Raw genomic sequence first — 23681 nt, forward strand, 5'->3', positions numbered from 1 at the left:
TCAGCTCGCTGCGTAGCCCCCATCGACATAAAGAATTTCGCCTGTTACGAACGATGCAGCTGGGCCTGCGAGGAAAATGTACGGCCCGAAATACTCGGACAAATTGCCGCGGCGTCGCATCGGAGTGAGTTCCATTGCGCGGCGCTGATAAGGGCTATCGAGATTAGGATGCACCCCATCCATGAAGTTGTTGATGAATCCAGGGGCGACGGCGTTTACACGAATACCCCTATTGGCCCATTCTACCGCCATGGTGCGCGTCAGTTGATTGACGCCACCCTTGCTCGCAGCATAGACAGCCAGGCCCGGTATGCCGAGCGAACTGGCGACCGAAGAAGTCATGATGATGCTGCCGCCGCCTTGATCCAGCATTGCTTGGGCGGCAAACTTGGCACAATAGTAATAGCCACGCAGATTGGTATCGACAATTTCGTCCCATTCCGGCTCTTCATATGAATGCGCTGGTTTAATGATGTCGGTACCTGCGTTGCAGATCATCACATCGATCTGCCCAAACCGGTCGACCGTGCTACTGATCAGTGCCTTGCAATCGTCGTGCGACCGCACATCAGCGCGGATAGCCGTCACGTTGATTCCTTGGCCCGCAAGTTCGACCTCTGCTTCGGTCAGCTCTTCAATATTGTGCGAGGAAAGGACTATCTTCGCGCCCAACCGTCCGAAGCAGGTGGCGAGCGACTTCCCTAGACCGCGGCTCGAGCCTGAAATGCAGACTACCTTGCCATCAATTCCGAAGAGCTCCTGGTATCCTTCTTCATCAATTGCAGAATTACGCTTTGTATCAGACATAATAGATTACCTACTCCACCTATGATTTTCACTTTAGTTCAAGTCAATATCAGCGTGATGTAAATCACAAGCGATGCTCGCGGCTGCAAAGTAAATACCTTGGAAAGCCCATACCCTGTTTTGAAGATAGTCCCCCTTGAAGTTCCCAAATGTTGCGCGGAACCTTAGAAAGAAAAAGACATTGGCGATCGCGAATATAGTCGTAGCGTTCTCAAGCGTGGCCGGCTTGATGACGTAGGCCGGGATCAAGCCATAGACTGCGTAGAAGGCCAGACCGAAGCAAATTGCCGCCAGCTGTAGCATCAATGCATTGTCCTTAAGCGCGATAAACGCGCCACCCGCCGTGAGCACACCATAGTAGAAGAAGAAATTGCGAAACTCCTTCGTTGTCCCAGTCTGGCTCATTTCGAACTCCACAACCGCCATCGTCGGTCGGTGGGCGGAGTAATTTTCAAGCGTCAGGAGACTAAAAGGGAAGGTGAGCTCCTGCTCAGGACGATCGCGAATACGCGCATGTGCGATTGAACGGCCAAGATCGATGGCGGTCATGTTTGCGTTAGCTTCGTTCATGTGTCGGCTCCTAGTGCGACGATTGTTCAGACGGTTGCACTCAGCCCACCATCGATGACGATCAGGGCGCCGCTGACATAGGCCGCGCGGGCGCTGGCCAAGAATGCAGCAACTGCTGCGAATTCCGAGGGATCGCCAAGGCGGCGGGCCGGGGTCCTATCCTCGAGCGCACGGATGGCTTCGGCGTGGTCGCCAAGGCGATTGGCTTCGTGAATCGCGGTGCTGTGTGCTCCAGGAGCGAGCACGTTTACGGTGATGCTCTCCCCCGACAATTCTTGTACGAGCGTCTGGCAGTAGGGCACTAGCCCTGCTCGTGCGACACCCGACAGCGCGAAATGTACTGGGGTCCGTACAATAGCCTCGGAAGCGAGCATCAATATTCGCCCCGCCCGCGAGCGCCGCAGATACGGCAAGGCAGCCGTAACTAGATTTATCGAAGGTAAAAGCACTCGGTCAAACGCATCGTCGAAATCCTTAGGCGTCATGGCCGAGGGTGGCCCGGCAGAAACGCCGCCGCAATTTGTCACCAAGATGTCGATACCCCGAAAATGCTCTGCTGTTTCGGCAACCCAAGCTGCTGCATCCGCGCAGTCAGTTACATCGGTCGCGCGCGCCAGTACTTCGGCGCCTGTGCTGCGCAACCGATCCACTGCTCCTTCTAGCCGCCCCGGATCCCGTCCACAGATAGACAGGCGGCAGCCTTCGTTGGCTAACTCCTCGGCCGTGGCCAAACCTAAGCCGCTGGAGGCAGCCGCGACCATTGCCACCTTGCCGTTTAGCCCTAAATCCATTTTTTACCCCCAATTAACATCACCGCGCTTCTTGGCACCGTTGCAGACAGCCGAGCATGTACCGTGCCAAACGAAACAATCCTTTCAAAACAGTATGATAGCCCTGCGGATAAAACTTCGGCTTGCTATGCCGGGCATGATGATGACACAAATGTACGGAATCCCCCTTCCGATAGGTGACCGGTCGCCTGCCGGTCATGAAGACGGACCTGGGTAAGCAACCTGAAGCTAAAGCTTTTACCGCGAATTAGTCGTGTACAACATCGACCGCAGCGTCCTCACGACGCACTGGGCGGCGGCGTGCCGCTCGACCGCAACCAAGCTTCGCCGCGCCAGTATCACGACCCGTCGAGCCAGAAAAACGCCTAGGGCGATCTTCTGCGTCGCGTGCAGCAGCATGGCTTCGTCTCCATTCTTGGCCGCACCATGCGTTTGTGCAGGGCCTTCGCAGGACAATCCGTCGCCTTCAGGCCAACCGCCACAGACGGCGTCTTCGACGCCTGGTTCAGACATCAGAAAATAGAAAATGCATTGGGGCGATAGCATGCAAAACTGTTCGCAATGTCCTCGCACACCTGTTCACGATGTCCCGCTCCAAACACGGAGGAGGCGCGGTGGTGAGCCACTTCGAATGGGTGAAGAATCTGACCCACATCTCTATCGGCTTGATGGAAGGCGGCGGAGGGAGCGACGAAACCAGACAATCGCCAGAGCGCTCGAGCGGATGATAGGCAGGCCGTTTCCAGCCGATATGCGCGACGAATTTCTTGAAGGGGCGCCGAAATCGGTCTCGGGCGGTCCGCTTATGACGACGTCATACGTAGCATACGTAGCACTTGGGGCTGTATGCACCAACCTCCTTGAGGAGCAGCCGGAACTCGGCGACTGCTGATAAACTAGCGGGCCGCGCGATTGGATGGTAATAGGATGACGAGAATTGCGGCTTGCGGCCTCAGCGTTAACGGCCTTCAGCGTTTTCAAGGATGTTTTGCGGCGACGAGAGACATATGGTAAGCCTTCCTCCTCGAACCACTTCTCCACCACGCCATTGTTGATCGAGGCGGCGTAGCGCCAGGAGCGCATACCGAAGCCGAGATTGTCCGTGGCGACCAGCATGCCCGGCTGGCGCGTGAACTCGCCCGAGCCGTCCGGGATGAGCTTGATGCGTTGCATCGGCTGCCGGTTTCGACAGCAAGATTTGCGGTAGCGTCGTCATAGCCTCGGTTCCTCTGGTGCGCTGGTCTTCTCGGGCACCTGGAAGACCCAATAGTGCGCGTCCTCCTCGGCGACGTATCTGCCGTTCCTTAGACACTGTGCCGGTATAAGGACGCCCTCATCCTGCAGACGCCGCACATGGTCTTCAAAGGATGTCGTCTCCGCATAGCTCTTGCGGGTGCTTGCAATGACGAAGCCGTTCGGGCGGGTGACGCGAGCCAGCTCGCGCAACCCATCCGGCCGGACGTGTCCGAGCGTGAGGACGCCGCAGCAGACGGTTAGGTCATAGCTCGCGCTGGAGTAGTCGGAGAGCTGCCCGTTAAGGTCGACATCGCCTCGGGCATGGCGGTAGACGCCGGTTTGCCGGGCCTTTTCGGCCATCTCTTCGGAGAGATCGAACCCGTCAATCAACCGGAAGCCGAGGCGTTCCAGTTCCACGCCGACGAGCCCTGTTCCGCAGCCAGCGTCCAGGATTGCGATGGCATTTCGCTGCCCGGCCAAATAGGCTGTCTGCACGGCGCCTGCCAGTTCCGCCACGATCATCGGCCCGCAGTACCCGACGCGGGCCTGATCCAAGTCGAAGGCACTCGCCCATCCGCGATATAAGTGGGCCAAGCGACCGGCGTCGCCATCGAGGGCATGGGATGCCTTCATGCGCTCTCGTGCGGCTTGCTCCGGTGCTGTCTGCTGATCCAGGGTGTTCATAACAGTTTCCTCCGTGTAAGGGCAGATGGGTGCGGCACTGCATTCATGGGCGCAATGGCCGCGGCTGAAGCCACGAACTGTTCCTTGCCACTATGCGGAGCATGGTTGTTTGACCATGCGAAGGCGTCTAGACACAAAGTAATCACGTCGACGTCCTCTAGCGGAAACATATGTCCACCCTCTCGGCTTGATCCGCCCGGCGGGTCAGCAATTCCTGACCTGGCTGCTGCCGGTCTGCATCGACGCTCTCCACGATAAGCCATCGACGCTCCCAAGAGGGGTAGCAGAAAAAGACGATCTGGAATTCTCAGGAGCGACTGTACCAGCGGCATGCGCGAGCAAAAAGATGATTTTTCAGATTTTATATTAAGTTGCGTTATAATTTTGAGACATACTTCATATTTCTACTTAATCTTCCGAAAATACCCCGACATACGTCGGCAACAACACTGTAAGAAGACTTCCGCGTGACGACGTCGTATTGAGCATCTGGGTTCGCTCTGCGGCGGACAGGTGGCGGCGCGGCGTCTTTTTCACCGCGGCTCTGTCTGGACTTGTGAACGCGCTGGGGCTTCGCCTTATAGCGGGTTCCGGCATAATAACGGGTTCCGGCATAGCCACTCAGCACATGCTAGCACTCCAGCGCGCGGCGGATGCGGCCGTCATCGGCGCTCTCGTGGACAAAGCCGCCGGAGAACCGTGTTGCCGGGCGTCCGAAGATGTAACCGACGCCGTTGTCCTCCCACTATGCCATGGCTTGCGTCGACTTAATGGCATCGCCCCGTACCAGCATACGGGTGGTCGGCCGGCGCAGATGCGCCGCGCGAGACGGCGCAGATGGCCGCGGATTTCCTTGGCCGTCAAAAAGAGCAGGCGGCCGGCGGCGTGATAGACATGGATCGGCAGGAAGCAGCGCTCGTGATATGAGCGTTGAAGAGCGACTGCTGCTGAAAGCCGTGAACGACACATCGAGCGTGTGTCGATGTCGAGCGTCACCGTCTCGGGGGGCGCGACAATAGCTCGACAGCCACAGTCGACCAGCACATCGCCGAGTTGGATGAGGGTCTTGAGGTCGGGCAGGTTCCCTGACGGCGCCAATCGTGCATGCCGGGGATGGCTTTACCACTGCGACCGCGGATGTGCCGTTGTCGGCAGGCGGCGAAAAGGGTGCCAGACTACTGGAAGCGACGACGATATTCAGCATATTTTGCTGCCAATTCCTCCGCGCGGGCTTCGCACTCGTCCAACGCCATTGCGTCGCAATCGTAGGCGAGCAGCTCGCGCATAACTTCCGCCGACTCTGCCGTGAAGCGCACCGTCCCGTCGCTTTCCACGGCCTCAATACCATCGTATTTCTGACATCCCCTGTTGATCTCTACCGCATCGTCCAATGACAGGCCTTCAGGCAGGTCGATCGAAATGCCTGTTGGAGCAACCCTAACGGGATAGCCGCCTACGAGACCCGATGGACCCGGCGCATGCACGACACGTTCTACGCGATCAGCCAACGCACGAAGAACAGCTGTCGCCGACGATGCAGTCACCGATTCCCCCTCAAGGCCTCCAAGCCGCCGAAAACGTCGGGCAACGTTCGCGAAGATCACATCGTGGCCCATTTCCTCAGGCCTAATTCTCTGGCCCTCCCGATATATGGCTAGATGGTAGGGCGCGCCGTCCGTGGAACCGGTCCTCGGCATACGATAACTGACGTAGTGTTGGGCAAAGAACCGCACATCGATTGCTTTCACTTCGCAACCTAGAAGATGCGCGGCCGCCAACCTGATGCCCGGCACGGCATTCGCGACGTTGCCGATGCCAACCGCCGGCGAGAGACCCTCGGCGGCAAGGGCGGCATTTGTTACATCAGGGTAGGATGCATTCACGACCACGGTCTCGAGCCCGGCCTTTCGCACAGCTCTCATCAGACGTCGCACGAGAACAAGATGCATTGGCGTCCATACGCCGCCGCGTGGTCGATCGATCCGCTGATAAGCATCGGGCGGCAATTGGGTTATCAGCCACCATGTATGCAATGTCGTTGCATTGAAAATGATATCAGGACGGAGAGCCGCCAGTCGCTCTGCTGTAGCATCTATATTCATCAGATCGATAGGCACCACCTCGATGCTCGGATGGTGACCGAGGTTCAAGGCCGTGTGCTTCGCAAGATTGGCCCTTAAAGTGCCCCGCTGCACATCTTTTGCTCCGACATGCAAATCGTAGGGTCTGCCGCTTTGGCTGAGAAAATCAAGGACCGCCCCACCAAGGACGCCGTGGCCAATAATCAGGATATTTACGCGATCTTGCATCGAAGATATCCGAGAGGATTGTGGAGGAAATTTACAAACGATCATTCGCTCTCTCAGAGAGAAATGGCAGTGTTAATTTAAAAATGGCAGTATTAAATTTAGGATACAAGTGTATTTTCGTAAATTTGCGTTAAATGAAATTAAAAGTTTTGCGATTTTAGTAATGACAATTCATAGCATGTGGTACGATAATGACATCTGTTTGTCGCAATTCTGCTTTACAATAATCTAAAATTGCGTCGAATGCTCTCTTATGCCGAACGCGTTGGAACAGAACGGGTCTGAGCTTTGTTGGCATGACAGTTGATGTGCCCGTCGCAGGCGCGGGGGGTAAGAAGCGGGACGCCGGCACCGACGGGTTCGATCTCTCCGAGGAGATGGACGAAAAGGCCCGGCAAACCGGCGTCTACCGAGCCGGCTTGCAGCGCGCCAAAGGCGATCCTCGACATTGCTGTCGTCCCCGATGGTGATCATGGCGGGGTGGCCATGTCCGAGGCGATTTCGACCTTAACGGGCAGCTCTCCGACTACTCCAGCGCGAGCTATGACCTAACCGTCTGCTGCGGCGTCCTCACGCTCGGACACGTCCGGCCGGATGGGTTGCGCGAGCTGGCTCGCGTCACCCGCCCGAACGGCTTCGTCATTGCAAGCACCCGCAAGAGCTATGCGGAGACGACATCCTTTGAAGACCATGTGCGGCGTCTGCAGGATGAGGGCGTCCTTATACCGGCACAGTGTCTAAGGAACGGCAGATACGTCGCCGAGGAGGACGCGCACTATTGGGTCTTCCAGGTGCCCGAGAAGACCAGCGCACCAGAGGAACCGAGGCTATGACGACGCTACCGCAAATCTTGCTGTCGAAACCGGCAGCCGATGCAAGACAATTTGTACAGGGGAGCGTATCTCAACATGATGGCACGATCGAGCGCAGAACTCCAGGCCGAGACGTGAGAGCGCGCTGCCGCGCGCCGTTGCATGTGCATTTCCCGTGTGCGCGGAACGCGCCCAAGGCGCAGTTTGGGACATGGAAGTCCGTCGATATATCGATTTCATCGGCGGCATGGACGCGCCTTGCGGTCGGACATTCGCATCCACAGGTGGTTGTGATGCGGTCAGAACGCAACTGCAGCGCTTCGCCCATACCTCTTTGGCAGCATCCGCTTATGATGGCTACGTGCGGCTCAACGCGTTAGCCCCGTTCCCCACGCCGGCGAAAACTCTGCTTGTCACCTCTGGCGCAGAAGCGCTGGAGAACGCGGTAAAGATCGCTCATTTCCACCCGGATCGAAGGGATGTCGTTGTCTTCACAGAAGCTTCCACGGACGCACGTTACCGACCTTTGCGATGACCTCACAGCTCGACCCGTACAAATGCGTCTTGTCTTCGGTACCTTCCCCCCCCCGAAACGCAGATCAAACCCTACCAGGTTGCAGCTATGTTGATCGAGCCGGTTCAGGGGTGAAAGTGATTCCTGCCAGCGCAGCTGGAGTTCATCCTCAGTCTGTGCGCTTTGTGCGATGCGCACAGTATCGTCCTGATCGCAGATGAGGCCCAGTCCGGCTTCGCTCGCACCGGACGGGTTTTCGCCGGCCGGTAGCGCTGGGAAAGAGTTTCGGCAGCGGGCTCCCAATCGCCGCTGTCATCGGCGCGGCGGTGATCATGGACGCCGGGCCGCCCGGGCGGTCTCGTAGGCACCTACGCAGGAATCCCCTTACATGCGCGGCGGCACTTGCCGCACTGCGTCTGACAGAAACTCGCTTTGGATGGCTGCGTGTCATCAGGATCACGGGTTCAGTTCCAGCAGCAGGAGAGCAGCAAATGTCACGCGTTCGAGCGCCCCCAGCTCCCATTTGAGATCCGGGATTTCTAAACGAATCCACGCCCAGGAAATATCATCCCGACCCCGTGATGGCGATAGCCGCACCCTATGCTTCCGGGCCATGCAAAGACGCGCCGCGGCGCGAGCTCTAACTCCAAGGGTTCCTCTCTTCGCTCGCGATCTTCCGCAACCAGTCACGCAGCCGCTCGGCCTGCGCGACAGGGGGCGATTATCATTCCACGTCAGATAGTACCCTCCGCGGACATCCAGCTTGAGGTCGGTAATCCTGACGAGCTTGCCGTCTTCGACCAATGTGCGCACCAGTCGGTGCCAGCCTACTGCAACGCCCTGACCAGCCTGGGCGGCTTGCAAAGCGACGAGGAACTTGCTGAACGTACGGCCACGAAGCGGGCCGTGAGGGATCCTGGCGCGGCGCAGGACCTTGTCCCAGTCGACCCAGCCGGCTTCGATCAATCGTACCTGCAGGAGTGGCAGTTCCGGCAAGCACTTAGCCGTCGCTTCGCGGTGGTCTTTGGCGAAGCCGGGCCCGCAGACCGGGTATATGATATCGCGAAACAACAGTTCCGCTGCCTCATCGGGCCATGGGCCGAAGCCATAGCGGATGCGTAGCTCGACTTCAGCGCGCCGATAGTCGCGCGAACTGTCGGCAATCACATGGCCGACTGTGATATCACCGTCCTGTGCCCAAAAGCGCGGCATGCGCGGTAACAGCCACATCGACGCGAACGCTTCGGTGGAGGCAATCGTGACATCCCGGCAACGACCGCCGCGTTTAATGGTCGTGACGACATCGGACGCCTTGGAAAAAATGCTTGCCAGCTCGGTGTAAAGGTCTTTGCCGGCGCTGGTAAGCACCACGCCGGTTCCTGGCCTCACAAACAGCGAAACACCAAGCTCGTCCTCAATGGCTTTGATCTGCCGACTGATCTCTTCCAATGTCACGTTCAGCTCGGAAGCTGCAAGCTCGAGCGAAAGATGGCGTGCCGATGCCTCGAATACCTCAAGGGCAGTGAGGGCAGTGAGGGACGGCAGATCATGATAGGGACGGGCCATTGAACACTCCAACCAGATCGGCAGTCGCGAATCGAGTGACCGGCTATCCATGTCGTCCTCTGGGCTATAAAGGACTGCCGCCAGTCTACACGCGTTAAAGTTGAGAGACTGATTAGTTACGACCAGCCTCCGAGGCGCAACCGCGGCCGTCTGGCGTGACCGAGCAAGTTACGTGCCGGTCGATGAACCGTTCTGAGTTGCACCTCTCGTCCACACCGACAGCCGGCCCGCCCGACGGTTTCGTCGGGGTTCCGACATTCTTGTCCAGCTTCGGACAAAAGGTTTGTGCATGGAAATGCGCGGTATCGTTCACGTTGACGAGGTGGGATCCGGTCACCGTATGAGAAGTATGAAAAGGCCGGCTACTCGGGTTGTTCCGCCACCGCTTCCCTGCCGAGGTGGCCAGCGCGGGAGGTCAGCCACGAAACGTGGGGCCGTTGGGCGAGAGTCCGGATAAAGGGCCTATCAGTCTGGCTGAACCGCAAAACAGTTCACGGAGCAGCAATGATCCCGCGTTCGCGCGGCAGATGCTCGAGACACCGATCCTTGACGGTCGCATGCGCTGGAAGCTCCAACCGTTGTCGATGACCGCGCTGCCGTCGCCGCCGTGCTTGCCAGTATTGTCTCACCCACGGCATTTTCTGAAAATCCGCCGCCGGCGGCTTCGAAAGCCCGCCTGTTTGCGGACTGGCTCTGCCAAGAAACTTCGAATCATTATAGCTCTCCGCAATGAAGTGCGGCAGACAGTGTCACGTGAGTAAGTGCCTGTCCGCTCTCACGCTTTGGCCAAGTGAGCATAACTAGCTGCGAAACGGTCGAATTTGTGCTCGCCGCACGTCACGGTCTTGTAAGCGAAGCGGGTAGCTGTTTGTGATGCATGAGGCCAATGGCTCTGTTGAAATCAGCATCGATAAAGAATTGAGTATCGTTCACGCCCCGAGGAGTTCACCTTGCGTGACCTGATGAGGTGGACGGCCTCCGCTCTCGGCATCGCAATGTGCCAAAGTGTGGCTGTCGAAAGTCACATGAGGGAGAGCCGTCCATGGAGAAGGTTAGCACAATCGGTCTGGATGTCGCCAAGCACGTGTTTCAGGTGCACGGCGTTGACGCGCAGGGCGCAGTGGTTGTCCGCCGGAAGTTGCGTCGCGACGATGTAGTCGCATTCTTTACGTCCTTGCCGGCGTGCTTGATCGGCATCGAAGCCTGCGCAACGAGCCATCACTGGGCTCGTGTCCTCACGGCTCTGGGGCATGAGGTTCGCCTGATGCCTGCGTCATACGTCAAGCCATACGTGAAGCGGCAGAAGAATGATGCTTCGGATGCCGAGGCAATCTGCGAGGCGGTCACGCGACCGACGATGCGCTTTGTTCCGACAAAGAGCGAGGAGCAGCAGAGCGTGTTGATGCTGCATCGCGTCCGCGAGCTTTTGATCCGGCAGCGGACAATGCTGGTGAACGCCTTGCGCGGCCACTTGGCGGAGTTGGGCATCATCACTCGTCAGGGTGCTACAGGGCTGAGCATGCTCGTCGCGTTGGTTGAGGACGAGGGGCACGACCTCATTCCCCCGCTTGCCCGATCGGCCCTCTTTCTTTTGGTACAGCAATTGCGTGAGGTGCACGAGAAGGTCGGTGAGCTGGACCGACAGATTCACATCTGGCATCGTTCGCACGAGTTGAGCCGTCGCCTCGAAACGATCCCCGGCATCGGTCCGATCACCGCCAGCGCAATCGTTGCGACCGTGACAGATGCTTCCCTGTTCAAATCCGGCCGGCAACTCGCGGCTTGGCTTGGCCTGGTGCCGCGACAGAACTCATCCGGAGGAAAGGATCGGCTCGGGCGGATCAGCAAGCAAGGCGATCCCTACATCCGTCGCCTTCTTGTTGTGGGAGCCCATGCCGTGCTTCGCTTCTGTCGTAAGGGCAAAGCGGCACCCACTCGCTGGGCTGCCGAGCTTCTGGCGAAAAAGCCGTACAACGTCGTTGCGGTGGCCTTGGCAAACAAGATGGCCCGGATCGTCTGGGCGCTGATGACTACGGGCAAGCGCTTCGCGGATTCACCGGCGTAGTGACGTAGTCGCAGAGGATGCACAGAGGTTGGTGAGGTGCTGATGGTGTGATGACGGACGGTCAAACCGGGATCGGAAAAACCCGCTCAGTGGGTGCCGCTCAAAAAGCGCGTTGACCTGTCTGGGATCCGATCCGCGGACTTCATCAAGGCCAGCGGCATGAACAGGCCGCACTCAAAGGCCGAATACATGCCTGCACCCGACCAACCTGTCATCAATGTCAGAAAGCCCTTGCCACGCGGAGGCCGTCCATACATGCCATTGAACTTTCATCCAGCGGCGATTAGAGCCTCGACCGTTTCTGTTACGCCGAGGGGCACGGGTTGAGCAACCGGCGAAGACGCGGAGCCTTCGATCAGCACAGCGTCGGAGCGGGTTGCGGTGATGACCTCGGCATAGGCCGCCGGGGTCTGGTACCGAGCGAGGAATGTGGCCTCGCAGTGTTGAACAACTCAGCGATGCAACACCCACGGGACCGGCCCGGAGCGCGAGCTTCTCTATCCATGGCATCCTTGGGCGGGTCGCCAAGTCCATATTCACGAAGTGATCGATCGGAATGACGTAGCAGTCTTCCGCTGTAGCGTTTTCGGCCAGGCCTCGGATAAGAGGTTGGAGGTCCCGGCTTGGATGTTAGAGTTGGCGCATCACGACTGCTCCGCACGTCGACCTTGCCGCGCTGGGCACCCCGGCGAAGCCGCTCCTCGACACGGGCGCCCCATCGCAATCGCCGGAGATGGGCGCAGCATTGGGCTCTCACGCGAATCGGGCCAGATGCCCATGCCGCGCCAGCCCACGACATACCAGTTCGATATGTTCTCGAAGCCGAACGACGCCAATACGGTGCAGACGCCGCAATGGCAGGCGCTGCCGGCCGAGACGCGCCGATCAGTGACGAAGCTGACGGTCAGCCTGATCCTCGGGCACGTCGACGGCGAGGGTGCCCTACAACGGGAGGCCGCCGATCATGATGCATGAGAAGATCAAAGAATCGGCCGCCCACGGCGAACATTGAGTCAACAAAGTCCTGCGGAATCTGGAGAAGCTATGGGGCGAGCGGCGGCGGTATGGCACCATTCTCGTCGATAGAAGCGACAGAGGTGCCCCATGACCCAGGCTAACGATTTGAGCCGTTCGCTGGTCTCGTTTGAGCAGAATAGCAGCGTGACGGTCGTTGTCGAAATGAGTGAATCGAGCTGGCTGGTGGCGGGACAGGTTCCCGGTCTCGAACGCCAGCCGCTGAAGAAGCTGGACCCGGATTCAGCCGCGCTGCTGAGCCTGATGGAACGTTGGCGCGAGGAAGCCGTCAAGGCCGGCAGGACGATCGAGCGGATCGCGCTGGCCTTTGAGGCGGGACGCGACGGGTTCTGGCTGGCGCGGTGGCTGCGGGCGCGCGACATCGAGGCGCACGTCATCCATTCGACCAGCGTTGCGGTATCGCGTGAGCATCCCGTGCGAAGACCGACCGGTTGGACACGGCGATGCTCATGCGCGTGTTCCTGGGCTGGCTGCGCGGCGAGCGCGGGCATTGCGGATGGTTGCGATCCCCACGCTCGAGGAAGAGGATGCCAGACGCCCAAGCCGTGAGCGAGAAAGCCTGGTGGGCGAGCGCACGCGGATCATCAACCGTATCAAGGCGATCCTGGCGTGGCTCGGGATCCGCGGCTTCAACCCCAAATTGCGCAGAGCGGTGGAATGCCTTGACGCGCTGGGACACCGGATGGTGTGCCGCTGCCACCGAACACGGTTGACGAGCTCCGGCGCGATATGACCCGGCTCGCCATGATCCGCGAGCAGATCAAGGCGATCGAGGAGGCACGCCTCGCGCGTCTGGAACAGGCGCCGGTGACGGGGGCCACATGCCATGGTGCGTCTGATTGCCAGCGTCATCGGCATCGGCGTCGAGACCGCCGATATACTGGTGCAGGAGGTGCTATCCCGCAACCTGCGGATCGCCGAGCGGTTGCCCGCTATGCGGGGCTCACTGGCGCGCCTGACGAGAGCGGTTCCAAACGGTGGGAGAAAGGCTCGGCGAAGGCCGGTAACGCCCGAGTGCGCCGCGGCCTAGTCCAGCTCGCCTGGCGTTTCCTGCGGTTCCAGAACGACAGCGCGCTCGCCCAATGGTTCCGGGCGCGAACAGATGGCCCGAGCGGTATGCGCAAGACGAAAATGATCGTAGCGCTCGCCCGCAAGCTGCTCATCGCTTTGTGGCGCGTGGTCACGATCGGCGACATCCCGGCCAGCGTCGCGCTGCGGCAGCCGGCCTAAGCAGGTCTGGGAGGAATCCAAACAAGCAGTTCAGCGTCCGGTCGACTTTCCTGACTGGCCGTCGATGATCCGCGGTGGTGGTGACCCGAACAGAAACCTGGCTTCGATGCCTTCTGGAGAATGGGCCTGCCGCCTCGGAGCCTTGCCGCCGAAGCGAATGGATGCTTCATGGTCGGGATCCAGCACGGATCTCACCGAATACAAGGTCGCGGCGCATGTGTTGCGTGCGATGGCGGGCTCCCCTCGGATCCTCTCAATCAGGCGGGGCTGGTTGAAACGAAAGAAAACAGCAAGGCAGCCCAAATGGCTTGACAAACAAATCCCCATACAAGGTTTCTGTGAGGTCCGCACGCTCAACGGAGCACACCCGCTGGTCTTCGACCTCATTGCAAGCCGGATTGAACGAACCGGACGGTCCTGGCGCTATGGGGATTGTAGCCTGGAGAAGCGATCGGGGTCGTCGGTGCCGGGCTGAAGAAGGGCATTCACGATGCGGCCAGCGAAGCATGGCACGCTGGAATGCGGAACCGTTTGGCGCGGGCCGTCGGATAGGCTGCAGTGCTTTCTATCGTCGGGCTGGCTGCTTGCGGCTTTGTGCGGCAGTGCCGGCGCGCGTGGCGACGGGTGATGTGGACGCGCCCGGCGGATTATGAGGGTTGTCCAGAAAGGGCTCGGCGGCGCTTGCCCGCACTGCCAGATGGCGAGTGTGATCATTCCCTCTCCGCAGCAGAGCCAGCGATGCGCTACAGCAAGATGCTAGCGGCGACTGCGGCGGATCGACCACGGAGAGAGAACCTTGAGCCCGGCAAGCGCTGCATCAGCGAAGAGAAAGGAGCTCATTGACAGAAGCGATTAGGGAACCTGTGGTGACGCGACCCATCGGAACCCTCCGAAATTCATCGAGAGGCTGCCTGCCACACGGCCGGTACCAAAACGTTGCAACAGATCCTTCAACTAAGTTTGCAGTATCTTTACGACCGCCAAGCGCTGACAGTGGTACCTTCACCGCAAAGGTTTGAGATCAGGCATGGATAAAAAAAGCCGATGCCGGTTTACACTCGGGCCGCCGCATAGCAAGCAACGTCGGAGTCAAAAACCCATGGGAAGAAAAGCGCTCATCCTGGTTGAAGGTCATAGAGGTAATGGTCCGCTCTACGTCCAAGCGGCTCAGCGTGACGGCCTTCATCCAATTACCCTGGCTGGAGAACCGGCTCAGTACGAATATCTTGCGGCGGAAAGCATTGAGGCTATTCGTGTTGATACAGGTAATCTCGATGCACTGATCCGCGAATGTTACCGGCTGCGTGATGCGTATGACATTGTTGGCATTACTGGCTTTGCGGGTGACGACGAGTCTTTCTCTGCAACAGTCGGCAAGCTCTGCCAGCACTTCGATCTACCCGGCCCGAATCCCGCATCGATTGAACGATGCTGCGACAAATTCGTTCAACGTCAGGTTCTCGCGGGGGCTGGCGTTCCAGTACCTGCTTATCGCGTGGCAGAGAATGCGGCGGAGGTGGAAAGCTTTGCCGCCGAGATCGGCCTGCCGGTGATTCTTAAGCCGGCCCTGGGCAACGGCAGCGTCGGTGTCCGATTGTGCCGCAACGTCGATGAGTTGGCCGAACATACGAGTTATCTGTTGGGCGGGAAGCACATATGGCGATCTTCGCCGAGGATACTGGTCGAAGAATTCGCACAAGGCCCTTATTATACCGCCGACATCATGGGTAATGAGGTCATTGCGATTGGCGCCGGTGAGTTCGGTCCCCACCCGCATTTCGTTTCTCGTGATCTCACCTATCCGGCCCCGCTGACTGATGACGAGCATAATCGTATCGCCGATGTTTCGCTGAGCTCTCTGCGAGCTCTCGGCCTTGGCTGGGGGCCAACGAACATTGAACTTCGGTGGACGAAGCGTGGCCCAGTCGTCATTGAAGTTAATCCGCGTATGCCGGGTTCGCCCGTTCCTCAACTGGTTCAGCTGGCTTACGGTGTCGATCTCATCACCGAGCACATCAAGCTTGTCATCGGCGACGAATGGAATTTGCGCAGAAGGCATTCGCAGACTGCGGTCGCGCGGTACCTAGTTGCTGATCGCGATGGCACCCTCGATTGGATCGACGGCAGTCGGGCGGCTGCTGTGCCAGGGGTCGCCGAGGTCAAATTCTATATTAGACCCAAGACGCCGATCGTCAGGAAAGGCGATTACCGGGACTGGATCGGGCATGTTATCGCCGTCCCACCCAACCGTGCTCGGACCAAGACAATACTTCAGCGTGCTGCCGATTTGATCGATTGTTCGATCACACCATTTGCGAACCTTGACGAATAGCGGCAATCTCTGGCCCTTGCCGGTTTGCGGGGAGCGGAATTGGGGGCGCATGGATATCAGTGCGCTGCGGATCAGGCTGCGGGAATGGCGGGTCTCAGAGCAGGCCCGGGTTGTCAAGCGAAGTGAGGATTCGACCCCTTGGAGCATCATCGCACAGCTTGCATTGCCAACAACGCGATTGGTGGAACATGAACGCGACGGTTCTGAAATTCGGCGGCTCTTCTTTTCTGCATCCCAAAGACTACAGTCGAGTTGCTGCGCACATAGCCGACCGACGGGCGGCTGGCAAAAACAAAAATCGTTGCCGTGGTCAGCGCAATGTCGGTTACCACATCCGGGCTATGATGTCAGTCAGCGCTGCCGCAAGCGGATCGAGGAGGTGTTCGGCTGGATCAAAGCCTCGGCCGGCATGGCCAAGATCAAGCTGCGAGGATGCGCCCGTGTGGGAACCTGGCGGCCTACAATCTGATCCGCTTGCCCAAGCTGCTGGCAGCGCCGGCATGAGCGTCACCGGCCGCTGGCGGATCGTCGCGATGTCCTACTATGCCGGGGACTATCGCGACATGATGGAGCCCGCCTACATTGAGTTCGCGGCAGATGGCTCCGGCGAATTCGCTTTCGGCTGCGTCACCGGCCAGCTCTTCGGACCGGGCGACGGCAACAATGTCGCCCGCTCCTGGCAAGGCAATGACGAAATGGATGAAGCCCAAGGCAATGGCTGGGCCGAAATTCAACCAGACGGCTCCATCAACGGACAAATCTGCTTCCATGGCGGCGATGAAGCAGACTTCATCGCCCGCAAGTGGACTTCTTCAACAGCCTGCTAGGGCGAATGCTGCGCGGGGCCTGCGCGTGCACAAGCCTCCGGGGAATGGCAGCCGTGCTATTTCTCTGAGCCAAGGACGGTTTTCTTCGTATTCAACCATTTGAGGAAGCTATGAATATGTCAGGCGACAATCATTCTCGTCCAGCCCATCGCGTGGATGGATACGATACCGTGGGCTCGATTGAAACAAACGTTGCGGACGGCTTCACGATGGTGGCAGTCGGCGACCTCATCGTATCGCGACCGCTCACCAGATACGGACATCCCGGCTTCGATGACATCGTCAAGATCCTTCAGGACGCTGATGTCACGTTCGGCAACATGGAAACGCTTATCTTCGATATCCGGTCGTTCAAAGGAAGTCCGCAGGCTGAGCACGGCGGTTGCTACCACGTCAGCGTGCCAGAACTCGGCCCTGATTTGAGGGCGATGGGCTTCAATCTAATGAGTCGCGCAAATAATCATTCCCTCGATTGGGGTCTTGAGGGAATGCGCGAGACGAGCCGGGTGCTTGATGAGAGTGATATTGTTCACGCAGGTGTGGGAGAGAATCTCGCACAGGCGAGTGCCGCCCGCTTTTTGGAAACCGCACGCGGTCGCGTGGCGATAGTATCGCTTGCCACAACCTTTGCGCCTATGGCTCGGGCGTGCGATCCCGCCGGCGAGGCGCCTGGCAGACCAGGGCTCAATGCGCTTCGTTTGGCCCATAGCATTGTCCTTCCGCCAGAGATGCTTGAGAGCTTGAGACGGGTGCGTGACGTGTTGCCAGGCAGTATGGCCAGCGAGAAGGATCCGAGCCGGGTGGTACTCCTTGGGAAGACTTTCAAAGCGGGCGACAAGCCCGATTTTAGTTACGAAGCAGATCCGAGCGATGTCGCCGATATCGTACGAAACGTTCGCCGGGGTAAGCAATTCTCCGACTTCTGTATCATCACGAACCATGGCCACGAACCTGATTGGAGCGAGGAGGTCAGTCAGGGACCTGCAGATTACGAGCAGTCCTTTGCGTGTAAGATGATCGATGCCGGAGCAGACGCATATATCGGGCACGGACCGCATTTGCTGCGAGGCATCGAAATCTACAAGGGCCGGCCGATATTGTATAGCTTGGGGAATTTCTTCTATGACCACCTGCGGACGCCTGCGGGGGCTGACATGTTTGAAGCCTACGGCAAAGACCCTCGGATTGACACGGATGCTGAGGTAACGGTCGATGAGGAAGCAAAAGGATATCCGACGCCGGACGGGTTTAGTGGCGCGTTCGCGGCACCGATATATTACGAAAGCGTCATCGCTGTCAGTCGCTTTGAGCAGAACCAGCTCACTGAATTGAGGCTTTATCCGGTCGAGCTTGGCTTCTCCAAGAGGTTTGCTAATCGCGGCATCCCGCGGCTGGCGAGCGGGCAACAGGGAAGAGCCATTCTGGAGCGAATGCAGAAGCTCTCGGAGCCGTTTGGGACCGAAATAGCCATCGAGAACGACGTTGGAGTCATCAGATTGACGCCGGGCTCGCCGCGATGACGCAGCTCGGCTGCGCCAATTGAATCGTATCGGCTCGCCAAACCGATTGCTTGGGCTGGCGAACTACTTTTTGGGCACTTACGCCTGGCTGGATCGAGCCGTCTATGCGCACCCGAGGACTGATTCAGGGGTCGTGACGTGCCAGGGCATTGCCGGTTGTCGGCACGCTGATCGCGTTCATCGAAGACGAGAACAATGAGCTCATCCCGCCCCTTGCGAGAACCCCGCTTCTTCCCCTGATCGGGCAGTTGCGGGAGATTCACGAGAAGGTTGGCGAGATAGATCGCCAAATTCATGCCTGGCATCGCTCGAGTGAACTGAGCCGGCGCCTCGAGACGATGCCCGGAATTGGCCCTATCACCGCCAGCGCGATCACCATAAGCGTGACGGACGCGTCGCTCTTCAAATCCGGCCGGCAGTTAGCGGCATGGATAGGTTGGTGCCGCGGCAGAACTCCTCGGGCGGCAAGGACCGCCTCGGCCGGATTCGCAAGCAGGGTGATCCCAATCTCCGCCGCCTTCTCGTGGTCGGAGCCCATGCTGCGCTCCGATTTTGCGGCAAGGGCAAAGCGGCGCCTACCCGCTGGGCTGCCGAGCTTCTGACAAAGAAGCCTTATAATGTCGTCGCCGTTGCACTCGCGAACAAAATGGCGCGGACATTTGGGTTCTGATGATCACCGGCAAACTCGTTGAAGCTTCGGCGGCCGCGTGACGCGACCGCCGAGGATGCAGAGATTGGTGATGTGCTGATGGTATGATGGTCGAGCTGGATCGGACAAACCCGCTCAGTGGGTGCCGCTTTTCCTCCCTGAATGACATTTGTTTCCAGTGTGCACTTGCCGATCGGATAAACCGTGTTTAGGGCTGCTGCCGACTGTGATCTCTCGTTGTGATTGTCTCTGATTGCCTTTCCGATTCAGACGAGGTCGCGGGGGATCGTCTTCGATCACGACTTGCAGAAGATTCGCTCGCACTTTCGAAAGCGTCGAAGTTAAACTTCAGTTGAAAGGCCGACTTGGTGGCGGTCATAACTGCCCGCCCCTCCACCGCTGTCTGCCAGGCTCCGCGGCCCCGCTCATATCGGAAGTAGGCTTCCGTGCGGGCCGATTGCGCGTTTCGGTAATTCCCGGACACCCTTTTCGCTAAATCCCGGACTCCACCATTAGCGGAACCCCTGTCCGGCTTTTGCGAAATGCGCAGGCCGATGTCGGCGACCGAATAGATCAGGTGCTTTTTAGAGGTATCCCCACGGTGACGGCCGCCTTGCTGAGGTAGGGTGAAGGCTGCAAGTCCTAGTGCAAGCACTAGGAGTAGCCCTGTGACGAAGCATCAGATTGGAGTGATCACGTCGGTCGAGCGGCGCCGGCGCTGGTCTCGGGAGGAGAAGGAGCGGCTGGTCGCGGCGACGTTTGAGGCTGGGGTCAGTGTTTCCGAGATCGCTCGATCGGCCGGGATTCATGGGAGCCAGCTTTGCCGGTGGCGCAAGGAGCTCTGTCAGATCTCTGCGCCGTCAGTGCCACAGCTTGTTGCAGTGGAGGTCGTCGAGGCGCGGCCGGCGCCGCAGCCGCCTGCGCAGCAACCACCGATATCGCGACAGCGCAAGAAGAGCAGCACGGTGACGATCGAGCTTGGCGGCGCCCGTCGGCTGCGGATTGAGAGTGATATCGATACCGAAGCGCTCGGCCGGATCCTGGATGTGCTGGAGCGGCGATGATCCCGGTCCCGAGCGGCGTGAAGGTGTGGCTCGCCACTGGTTATACGGACATGCGCAAGGGTTTCCCCGGCCTCGCATTGATGGTGCAGGAGACGTTGAAGCGCGATCCGCATGCCGGCGATCTTTATGTCTTCCGCGGCCGCAGCGGCAATCTGATCAAGATCATCGGGCATGATGGGCTCGGCATGTCGCTGTATGCAAAACGGCTCGAGAAGGGCCGGTTTCTATGGCCGTCGCCGGCGGACGGTACGGTTTCCATATCACCGGCGCAACTCGCATCGACTGGCGGATGCCGCAAAAAACCTGCATCCGAGCTCGGCGGGATGAGCAAAATCGTTGGCATGGAGGAGCGAATATGATTCCATCGCGCCATGACCGATGCGGCCGATCAGCTTCCTGATGATCTTGCCAGTGCGCACGCGATGATCCTCGCGGAGCGTGCCGCCCGCCGCGAGGCGCAAGCTCTCGCTGCCCGCGCGCAAGCCGTGAACTCGCACTCGCCCAGCACCAGCCGCTGAACCGACAAAGCGAGCGCTATGCCCGCGAGGGCATCGACCTCAGCCTCTCCACACTGGCCGACCAGGTCGGAGCCTGTGCCGCGGCGCTGAATCCGGTGCATGCGCTGATCGAGACGCATGTGCTTGCCGCCGAGCGGCTTCATGGAGACGACACCACAGTGCCGATCCTGGCCCGCGGCAAGACCGATACGGGCCGCATTTGGACCTATGTCAGGGATGACCGGCCGTTCGGCGGGCAATCGCCGCCGGCGGCACTTTACTATGCCTCGCGCGATCGGCGGCAGGAACATCCCGAGCGACATCTGAAGACCTTTAGCGGCATTCTGCAGGCCGACGCCTATGGCGGCTATAACCCGCTGTTCAAAGTGGGCCGCGATCCCGGTCCGCTCACCCAGGCGCTGTGCTGGGCGCATGCGCGTCGCAAATTCTTCGTGCTCGCCGACATCGCTACCAATGCCAAGCGCGGCAAGGATGCCGCACCAATCTCCCCGATCGCGTTCGAGGCAGTCAAACGAATGGACCTGCTGTTTGATATCGAGCGCGACATCAACGGTCTTGCCGCCGACGAACGACTGCAACGACGCCAGCAGGAAAGCCGGCCAATCGCAGAGGCGCTTGAGGAATGGATGCGGAGCGAGCGGGCAAAACTGTCCCGAAGCTCTCCGGTTGCTGAGCCAATCGACTATGTGCTGAAGCGCTGGGACGGCTTCACGTCCTTCCTCAGCGACGGCCGGATTTGTCTGACCAACGACGCCGCCGAACGTGCGCTGCGTGGCTTTGCATCTCGGGGTCATTCTGCCCATGTTGGGCAGGAGGTCGAGGTCCATTACCGTTGGCACCCGTATTTCGGACGTCGGCTTCGCTGCGAGAACAGCGAAGAGCGCGCCAACGGCCGGATCATTCATCTCGTCGTCGCGCCCGGGCATGTCATTACCGCTTCGGCCTGGATGATCGATCCCGTGGCTTGCGCGGCGATGGACCTGGGCTCCCCGCGCGTATCGCTTGCCGCGCTGCTTGAGCTTCACAAGCTCTTGATCGAACGCCGTTTCCGGCGAGGCTCTCCGGATGGCTTCACCATCGCGGAGGCGCAACATGAGAACCCTGCCACCCCCGACACGATCTCTCGTGGTCGTTCGCCAACTCAGCTTGCCGCTCGACTATCGCTGCGCACGGTGCACAAGATCAGCGGCTATCGTTCTTCCGACAAGAGTGGCGAGTGGCTCACCATGTCGGATGCCGCCGCGAAGCTCGGCGTGTCGCACGTCAAAATCCGCCGGTTCATCAGGGATGGCCTCTTACCCGCCGAGCAGGTCATGCGCGGCGCGCCCTACCAGATCCGCGCCAGCGACTCGAAGACGAACGGATCAAGGCCGATTTGGCGCGCAATACTCCGCGTCGCATCCACGACGACAACCCGGAATCGCTGTTTTCCGCCGTTTGAAAAGGAGGTGCATAATGAATCAGTCTTCGCCCTCGGCAGGAAAGCTTGGCTGTTGCAGGCTCCGAGCGCGGTGCCGATCGGGCCGCCTTCATGGCGACGCTGATCAACAGCGCCTTATGCCGCGCGCGGCATAATGCAGAGCGTTTTTAGCTTGGCGTCGCGGAGAAAGGCGGTGGCTAGAGCGCGCTGAGATGGATCGCGACGGTGAGCTAAAAACGTGTTGGACTAAGCCGCCGGCACGGGTGGCCGCTATGGGCGTTCAATCAGGCCGTGGCCATGAACAGGCATGGCGTGGGCGCGGATGCGGTCGTGGACGCAGCGATTGCAGGGGTCGTGTGCGCCGAAAGCGGCACAGATATAGGTTCGGCAAAGTGAGGACCGGCGTCGCGCCTTGCCCGGCAAAGGCAGCCGGGGGTGACGGCGCGCAGCTTCGCGGACCGACTCGGTTTTCCGGCCGAACGGCTCGTGCGATGCGGTGACTGCGAAAGCGGAGCGGTTCTTTCATGAGGTATCCCAGTATGGCGGGGGTCCAGTGGCGCCGTCGAAGATATCGACGATGATCATCTGGCCTTGACGACAGGCGGGGCATTGCCTGAGGGAATGACCGGTGAGATCCTCATAGCGGTCGCGGTAATCCCTTTCGGAAGAGCCATCCGACGGCTCTGGAACCGGCATGCCGAGCAGGTCGCGGCAGTGGGCGAGCTTTTGCGCGCGGTAGCGATTGCCGAGGAAGCCGTAGTAGCGGATGCGATGAAAGCCCTCGGGCAGGACGTGCAACAAGAAGCGGCGAATGAACTCGTCGGACGCGACGGTCATGACCTTCTGCCGATTGCCGTGCCGGTAGTCCTTCCAGCGGAAACGAACGGCGTTGTCCTCGATATCGATGAGGCGGTTGTTGGAGATGGCGACGCGGTGCGTATAGCGCCCGACATAGTCGAGCACCTGGGCAGGTCCGGCGAAGGGCGGTTTGGCAAAGACGACCCACTCAGCCTTTCGTAGCGGCGCCAAATAGCGCCGGAAGGCGTCGCGCTCGCTCAGGTGCTGCGGGCCAGAGAAAAACTGCAACTGGCCGGCGTCGAAGGCTTTCTCCAGGTGCTCCAGAAACAATCGTCGGAACAGGCGTGAGAGCACCCGGACCGGCAAGAAGAAGCCGGGCTTGCAGGCGATCCACCGACGACCGTCGGCAGACAGGCCGCCGCCGGCGACGACGCAGTGCAGATGCGGATGATGAAGCAGGTTCTGGCCCCAGCTGTGCAGCACGGCGAAGAAGCCGATCTCGGCGCCCAGGTGCTTGGGATCGGCGGCGATGGTGCGCAGGGTCTCGGCGGCGGCGCGGAAGAGCAGGCCGTAGACGAGAGCCTTGTTGTGATAGGCGATGGCGGCAATGTCGCCGGGCAGCGTGAAGACGACGTGAAAGTATTGCGTGTCGAGGAGCTCGGCGCGACGATCCTCCAGCCATTGCGCGCGAGCCACCGATTGGCAGCGGGGGCAATGCCTGTCGCGGCAGCTGTTGAAGGCGATGCGCCGGTGGCCGCATTGATCGCATGCTTCGACATGCCCGCCGAGCGCGGCGGTCCGGCACAGTTCGATCGCCGTCATGACGCGGCGCTGGGCGGTCGACAGCGACGCGTCATGCTGCTCGCGATAGGCTTCGCCGTAGCAGCGGAAGATATCCGCCACTTCCGGCCCCGAGCGGGCCATCGGCGCGAGC

At 59.7% G+C, this 23681-nt stretch carries 19 protein-coding genes and 6 pseudogenes; 17 read left to right on the forward strand and 8 right to left on the reverse strand.

The window, feature by feature from the left end; translation table 11 throughout:
• Genes IHQ72_RS34000 through IHQ72_RS34010 form a run of 3 tightly spaced genes read right to left on the reverse strand, consistent with a single transcriptional unit; the run spans position 1 to position 2168 of the window.
• Positions 1 to 807, reverse strand: coding sequence for an SDR family NAD(P)-dependent oxidoreductase (locus IHQ72_RS34000; protein ID WP_258120163.1), 807 nt, complete (start codon positions 805 to 807; stop codon positions 1 to 3).
• 33 nt (positions 808 to 840) lie between these two features.
• Positions 841 to 1377, reverse strand: a complete 537-nt coding sequence (locus IHQ72_RS34005) for a hypothetical protein (protein WP_258120165.1) — start codon at positions 1375 to 1377, stop codon at positions 841 to 843.
• Between the two features lie 26 nt (positions 1378 to 1403).
• Positions 1404 to 2168 (reverse strand): SDR family NAD(P)-dependent oxidoreductase, encoded by a 765-nt coding sequence (locus IHQ72_RS34010; RefSeq protein WP_258120167.1) that lies wholly within the window; start codon positions 2166 to 2168, stop codon positions 1404 to 1406.
• A gap of 426 nt (positions 2169 to 2594) precedes the next feature.
• Between IHQ72_RS34010 and IHQ72_RS37540 the strand changes: the two genes are divergently transcribed.
• The gene (locus tag IHQ72_RS37540) at positions 2595 to 2711 is read left to right on the forward strand and encodes a hypothetical protein (protein ID WP_502572804.1); all 117 of its coding nucleotides are present in this window, start codon (positions 2595 to 2597) and stop codon (positions 2709 to 2711) included.
• Positions 2712 to 2767: 56 nt separating this feature from the next.
• Positions 2768 to 3060, forward strand: a pseudogene (locus IHQ72_RS34015) (glutamate dehydrogenase); the annotation flags it as partial.
• Positions 3061 to 3144: 84 nt separating this feature from the next.
• Here the strand turns inward: IHQ72_RS34015 and IHQ72_RS34020 are convergent.
• From IHQ72_RS34020 to IHQ72_RS34030, 3 genes and pseudogenes are all read right to left on the reverse strand, one after another.
• Positions 3145 to 3341: pseudogene (locus IHQ72_RS34020) on the reverse strand (peroxiredoxin); the annotation flags it as partial.
• 39 nt (positions 3342 to 3380) lie between these two features.
• Complete coding sequence (locus IHQ72_RS34025; RefSeq protein WP_258120169.1) at positions 3381 to 4088, reverse strand: class I SAM-dependent DNA methyltransferase; 708 nt, start codon at positions 4086 to 4088, stop codon at positions 3381 to 3383.
• Positions 4089 to 5263: 1175 nt separating this feature from the next.
• Positions 5264 to 6397 carry an NAD-dependent epimerase/dehydratase family protein gene (locus IHQ72_RS34030; RefSeq protein WP_258120170.1) on the reverse strand — a complete coding sequence of 378 codons (1134 nt, stop codon included), beginning with the start codon at positions 6395 to 6397 and terminating at the stop codon, positions 5264 to 5266.
• 599 nt (positions 6398 to 6996) lie between these two features.
• Here IHQ72_RS34030 and IHQ72_RS34035 point away from each other — a divergent pair.
• From IHQ72_RS34035 to IHQ72_RS37310, 3 genes are all read left to right on the forward strand, one after another.
• Entirely contained in the window at positions 6997 to 7230 is a 234-nt protein-coding gene (locus IHQ72_RS34035) for a hypothetical protein (RefSeq protein WP_258120171.1), read from the forward strand.
• A 190-nt stretch (positions 7231 to 7420) separates the two neighbouring features.
• Entirely contained in the window at positions 7421 to 7744 is a 324-nt protein-coding gene (locus IHQ72_RS34040; protein WP_258120173.1) for an aminotransferase class III-fold pyridoxal phosphate-dependent enzyme, read from the forward strand.
• Positions 7745 to 7906: 162 nt separating this feature from the next.
• Positions 7907 to 7993 carry a hypothetical protein gene (locus tag IHQ72_RS37310; protein WP_374120425.1) on the forward strand — a complete coding sequence of 29 codons (87 nt, stop codon included), beginning with the start codon at positions 7907 to 7909 and terminating at the stop codon, positions 7991 to 7993.
• A gap of 186 nt (positions 7994 to 8179) precedes the next feature.
• Here IHQ72_RS37310 and IHQ72_RS34045 read toward each other — a convergent pair whose 3' ends face one another.
• Entirely contained in the window at positions 8180 to 9289 is a 1110-nt protein-coding gene (locus tag IHQ72_RS34045; protein WP_258120174.1) for a LysR substrate-binding domain-containing protein, read from the reverse strand.
• Positions 9290 to 10331: 1042 nt separating this feature from the next.
• On the opposite strand from IHQ72_RS34045, the gene IHQ72_RS34050 reads away from it, so the two are divergent.
• The 12 genes and pseudogenes from IHQ72_RS34050 to tnpC form a co-directional block, all read left to right on the forward strand.
• Entirely contained in the window at positions 10332 to 11354 is a 1023-nt protein-coding gene (locus IHQ72_RS34050; RefSeq protein ID WP_258120175.1) for an IS110 family RNA-guided transposase, read from the forward strand.
• Between the two features lie 777 nt (positions 11355 to 12131).
• Entirely contained in the window at positions 12132 to 12329 is a 198-nt protein-coding gene (locus IHQ72_RS34055) for a hypothetical protein (protein WP_258120177.1), read from the forward strand.
• Positions 12330 to 12458: 129 nt separating this feature from the next.
• Positions 12459 to 13619: pseudogene (locus tag IHQ72_RS37460) on the forward strand (IS110 family RNA-guided transposase).
• Positions 13620 to 14718: 1099 nt separating this feature from the next.
• Positions 14719 to 15951 carry an ATP-grasp domain-containing protein gene (locus IHQ72_RS34070; protein WP_258120181.1) on the forward strand — a complete coding sequence of 411 codons (1233 nt, stop codon included), beginning with the start codon at positions 14719 to 14721 and terminating at the stop codon, positions 15949 to 15951.
• Positions 15952 to 16282: 331 nt separating this feature from the next.
• Positions 16283 to 16455: pseudogene (locus tag IHQ72_RS34080) on the forward strand (IS5/IS1182 family transposase); the annotation flags it as partial.
• Positions 16452 to 16778, forward strand: a complete 327-nt coding sequence (locus tag IHQ72_RS34085; protein WP_258120183.1) for a hypothetical protein — start codon at positions 16452 to 16454, stop codon at positions 16776 to 16778. The pseudogene IHQ72_RS34080 and the gene IHQ72_RS34085, both read left to right, overlap by 4 nt.
• Before the next feature lie 116 nt (positions 16779 to 16894).
• Entirely contained in the window at positions 16895 to 18298 is a 1404-nt protein-coding gene (locus IHQ72_RS34090) for a CapA family protein (protein WP_258120185.1), read from the forward strand.
• A 127-nt stretch (positions 18299 to 18425) separates the two neighbouring features.
• Positions 18426 to 19009 (forward strand): annotated as a pseudogene (locus IHQ72_RS34095) (IS110 family RNA-guided transposase); the annotation flags it as partial.
• 627 nt (positions 19010 to 19636) lie between these two features.
• Positions 19637 to 20011, forward strand: coding sequence for an IS66-like element accessory protein TnpA (gene tnpA / locus IHQ72_RS34100; RefSeq protein WP_258120187.1), 375 nt, complete (start codon positions 19637 to 19639; stop codon positions 20009 to 20011).
• Entirely contained in the window at positions 20008 to 20370 is a 363-nt protein-coding gene (gene tnpB / locus IHQ72_RS34105; protein ID WP_374120305.1) for an IS66 family insertion sequence element accessory protein TnpB, read from the forward strand. Before tnpA ends, tnpB begins: the two co-directional genes overlap by 4 nt.
• Before the next feature lie 12 nt (positions 20371 to 20382).
• Complete coding sequence (locus IHQ72_RS34110) at positions 20383 to 20529, forward strand: hypothetical protein (protein ID WP_258124082.1); 147 nt, start codon at positions 20383 to 20385, stop codon at positions 20527 to 20529.
• Positions 20514 to 21311: pseudogene (tnpC, locus tag IHQ72_RS34115) on the forward strand (IS66 family transposase); the annotation flags it as partial. The gene IHQ72_RS34110 and the pseudogene tnpC, both read left to right, overlap by 16 nt.
• A gap of 1160 nt (positions 21312 to 22471) precedes the next feature.
• On the opposite strand, the gene IHQ72_RS34125 reads toward tnpC, so the two are convergent.
• A complete protein-coding gene (locus IHQ72_RS34125; protein WP_258120189.1) occupies positions 22472 to 23671 on the reverse strand; it encodes an IS91 family transposase in 1200 nt (399 codons plus the stop codon).
• Positions 23672 to 23681 lie beyond the last annotated feature (10 nt).

Origin of the sequence: Mesorhizobium onobrychidis, assembly GCF_024707545.1 — a bacterium.
GTDB lineage: Bacteria > Pseudomonadota > Alphaproteobacteria > Rhizobiales > Rhizobiaceae > Mesorhizobium > Mesorhizobium onobrychidis.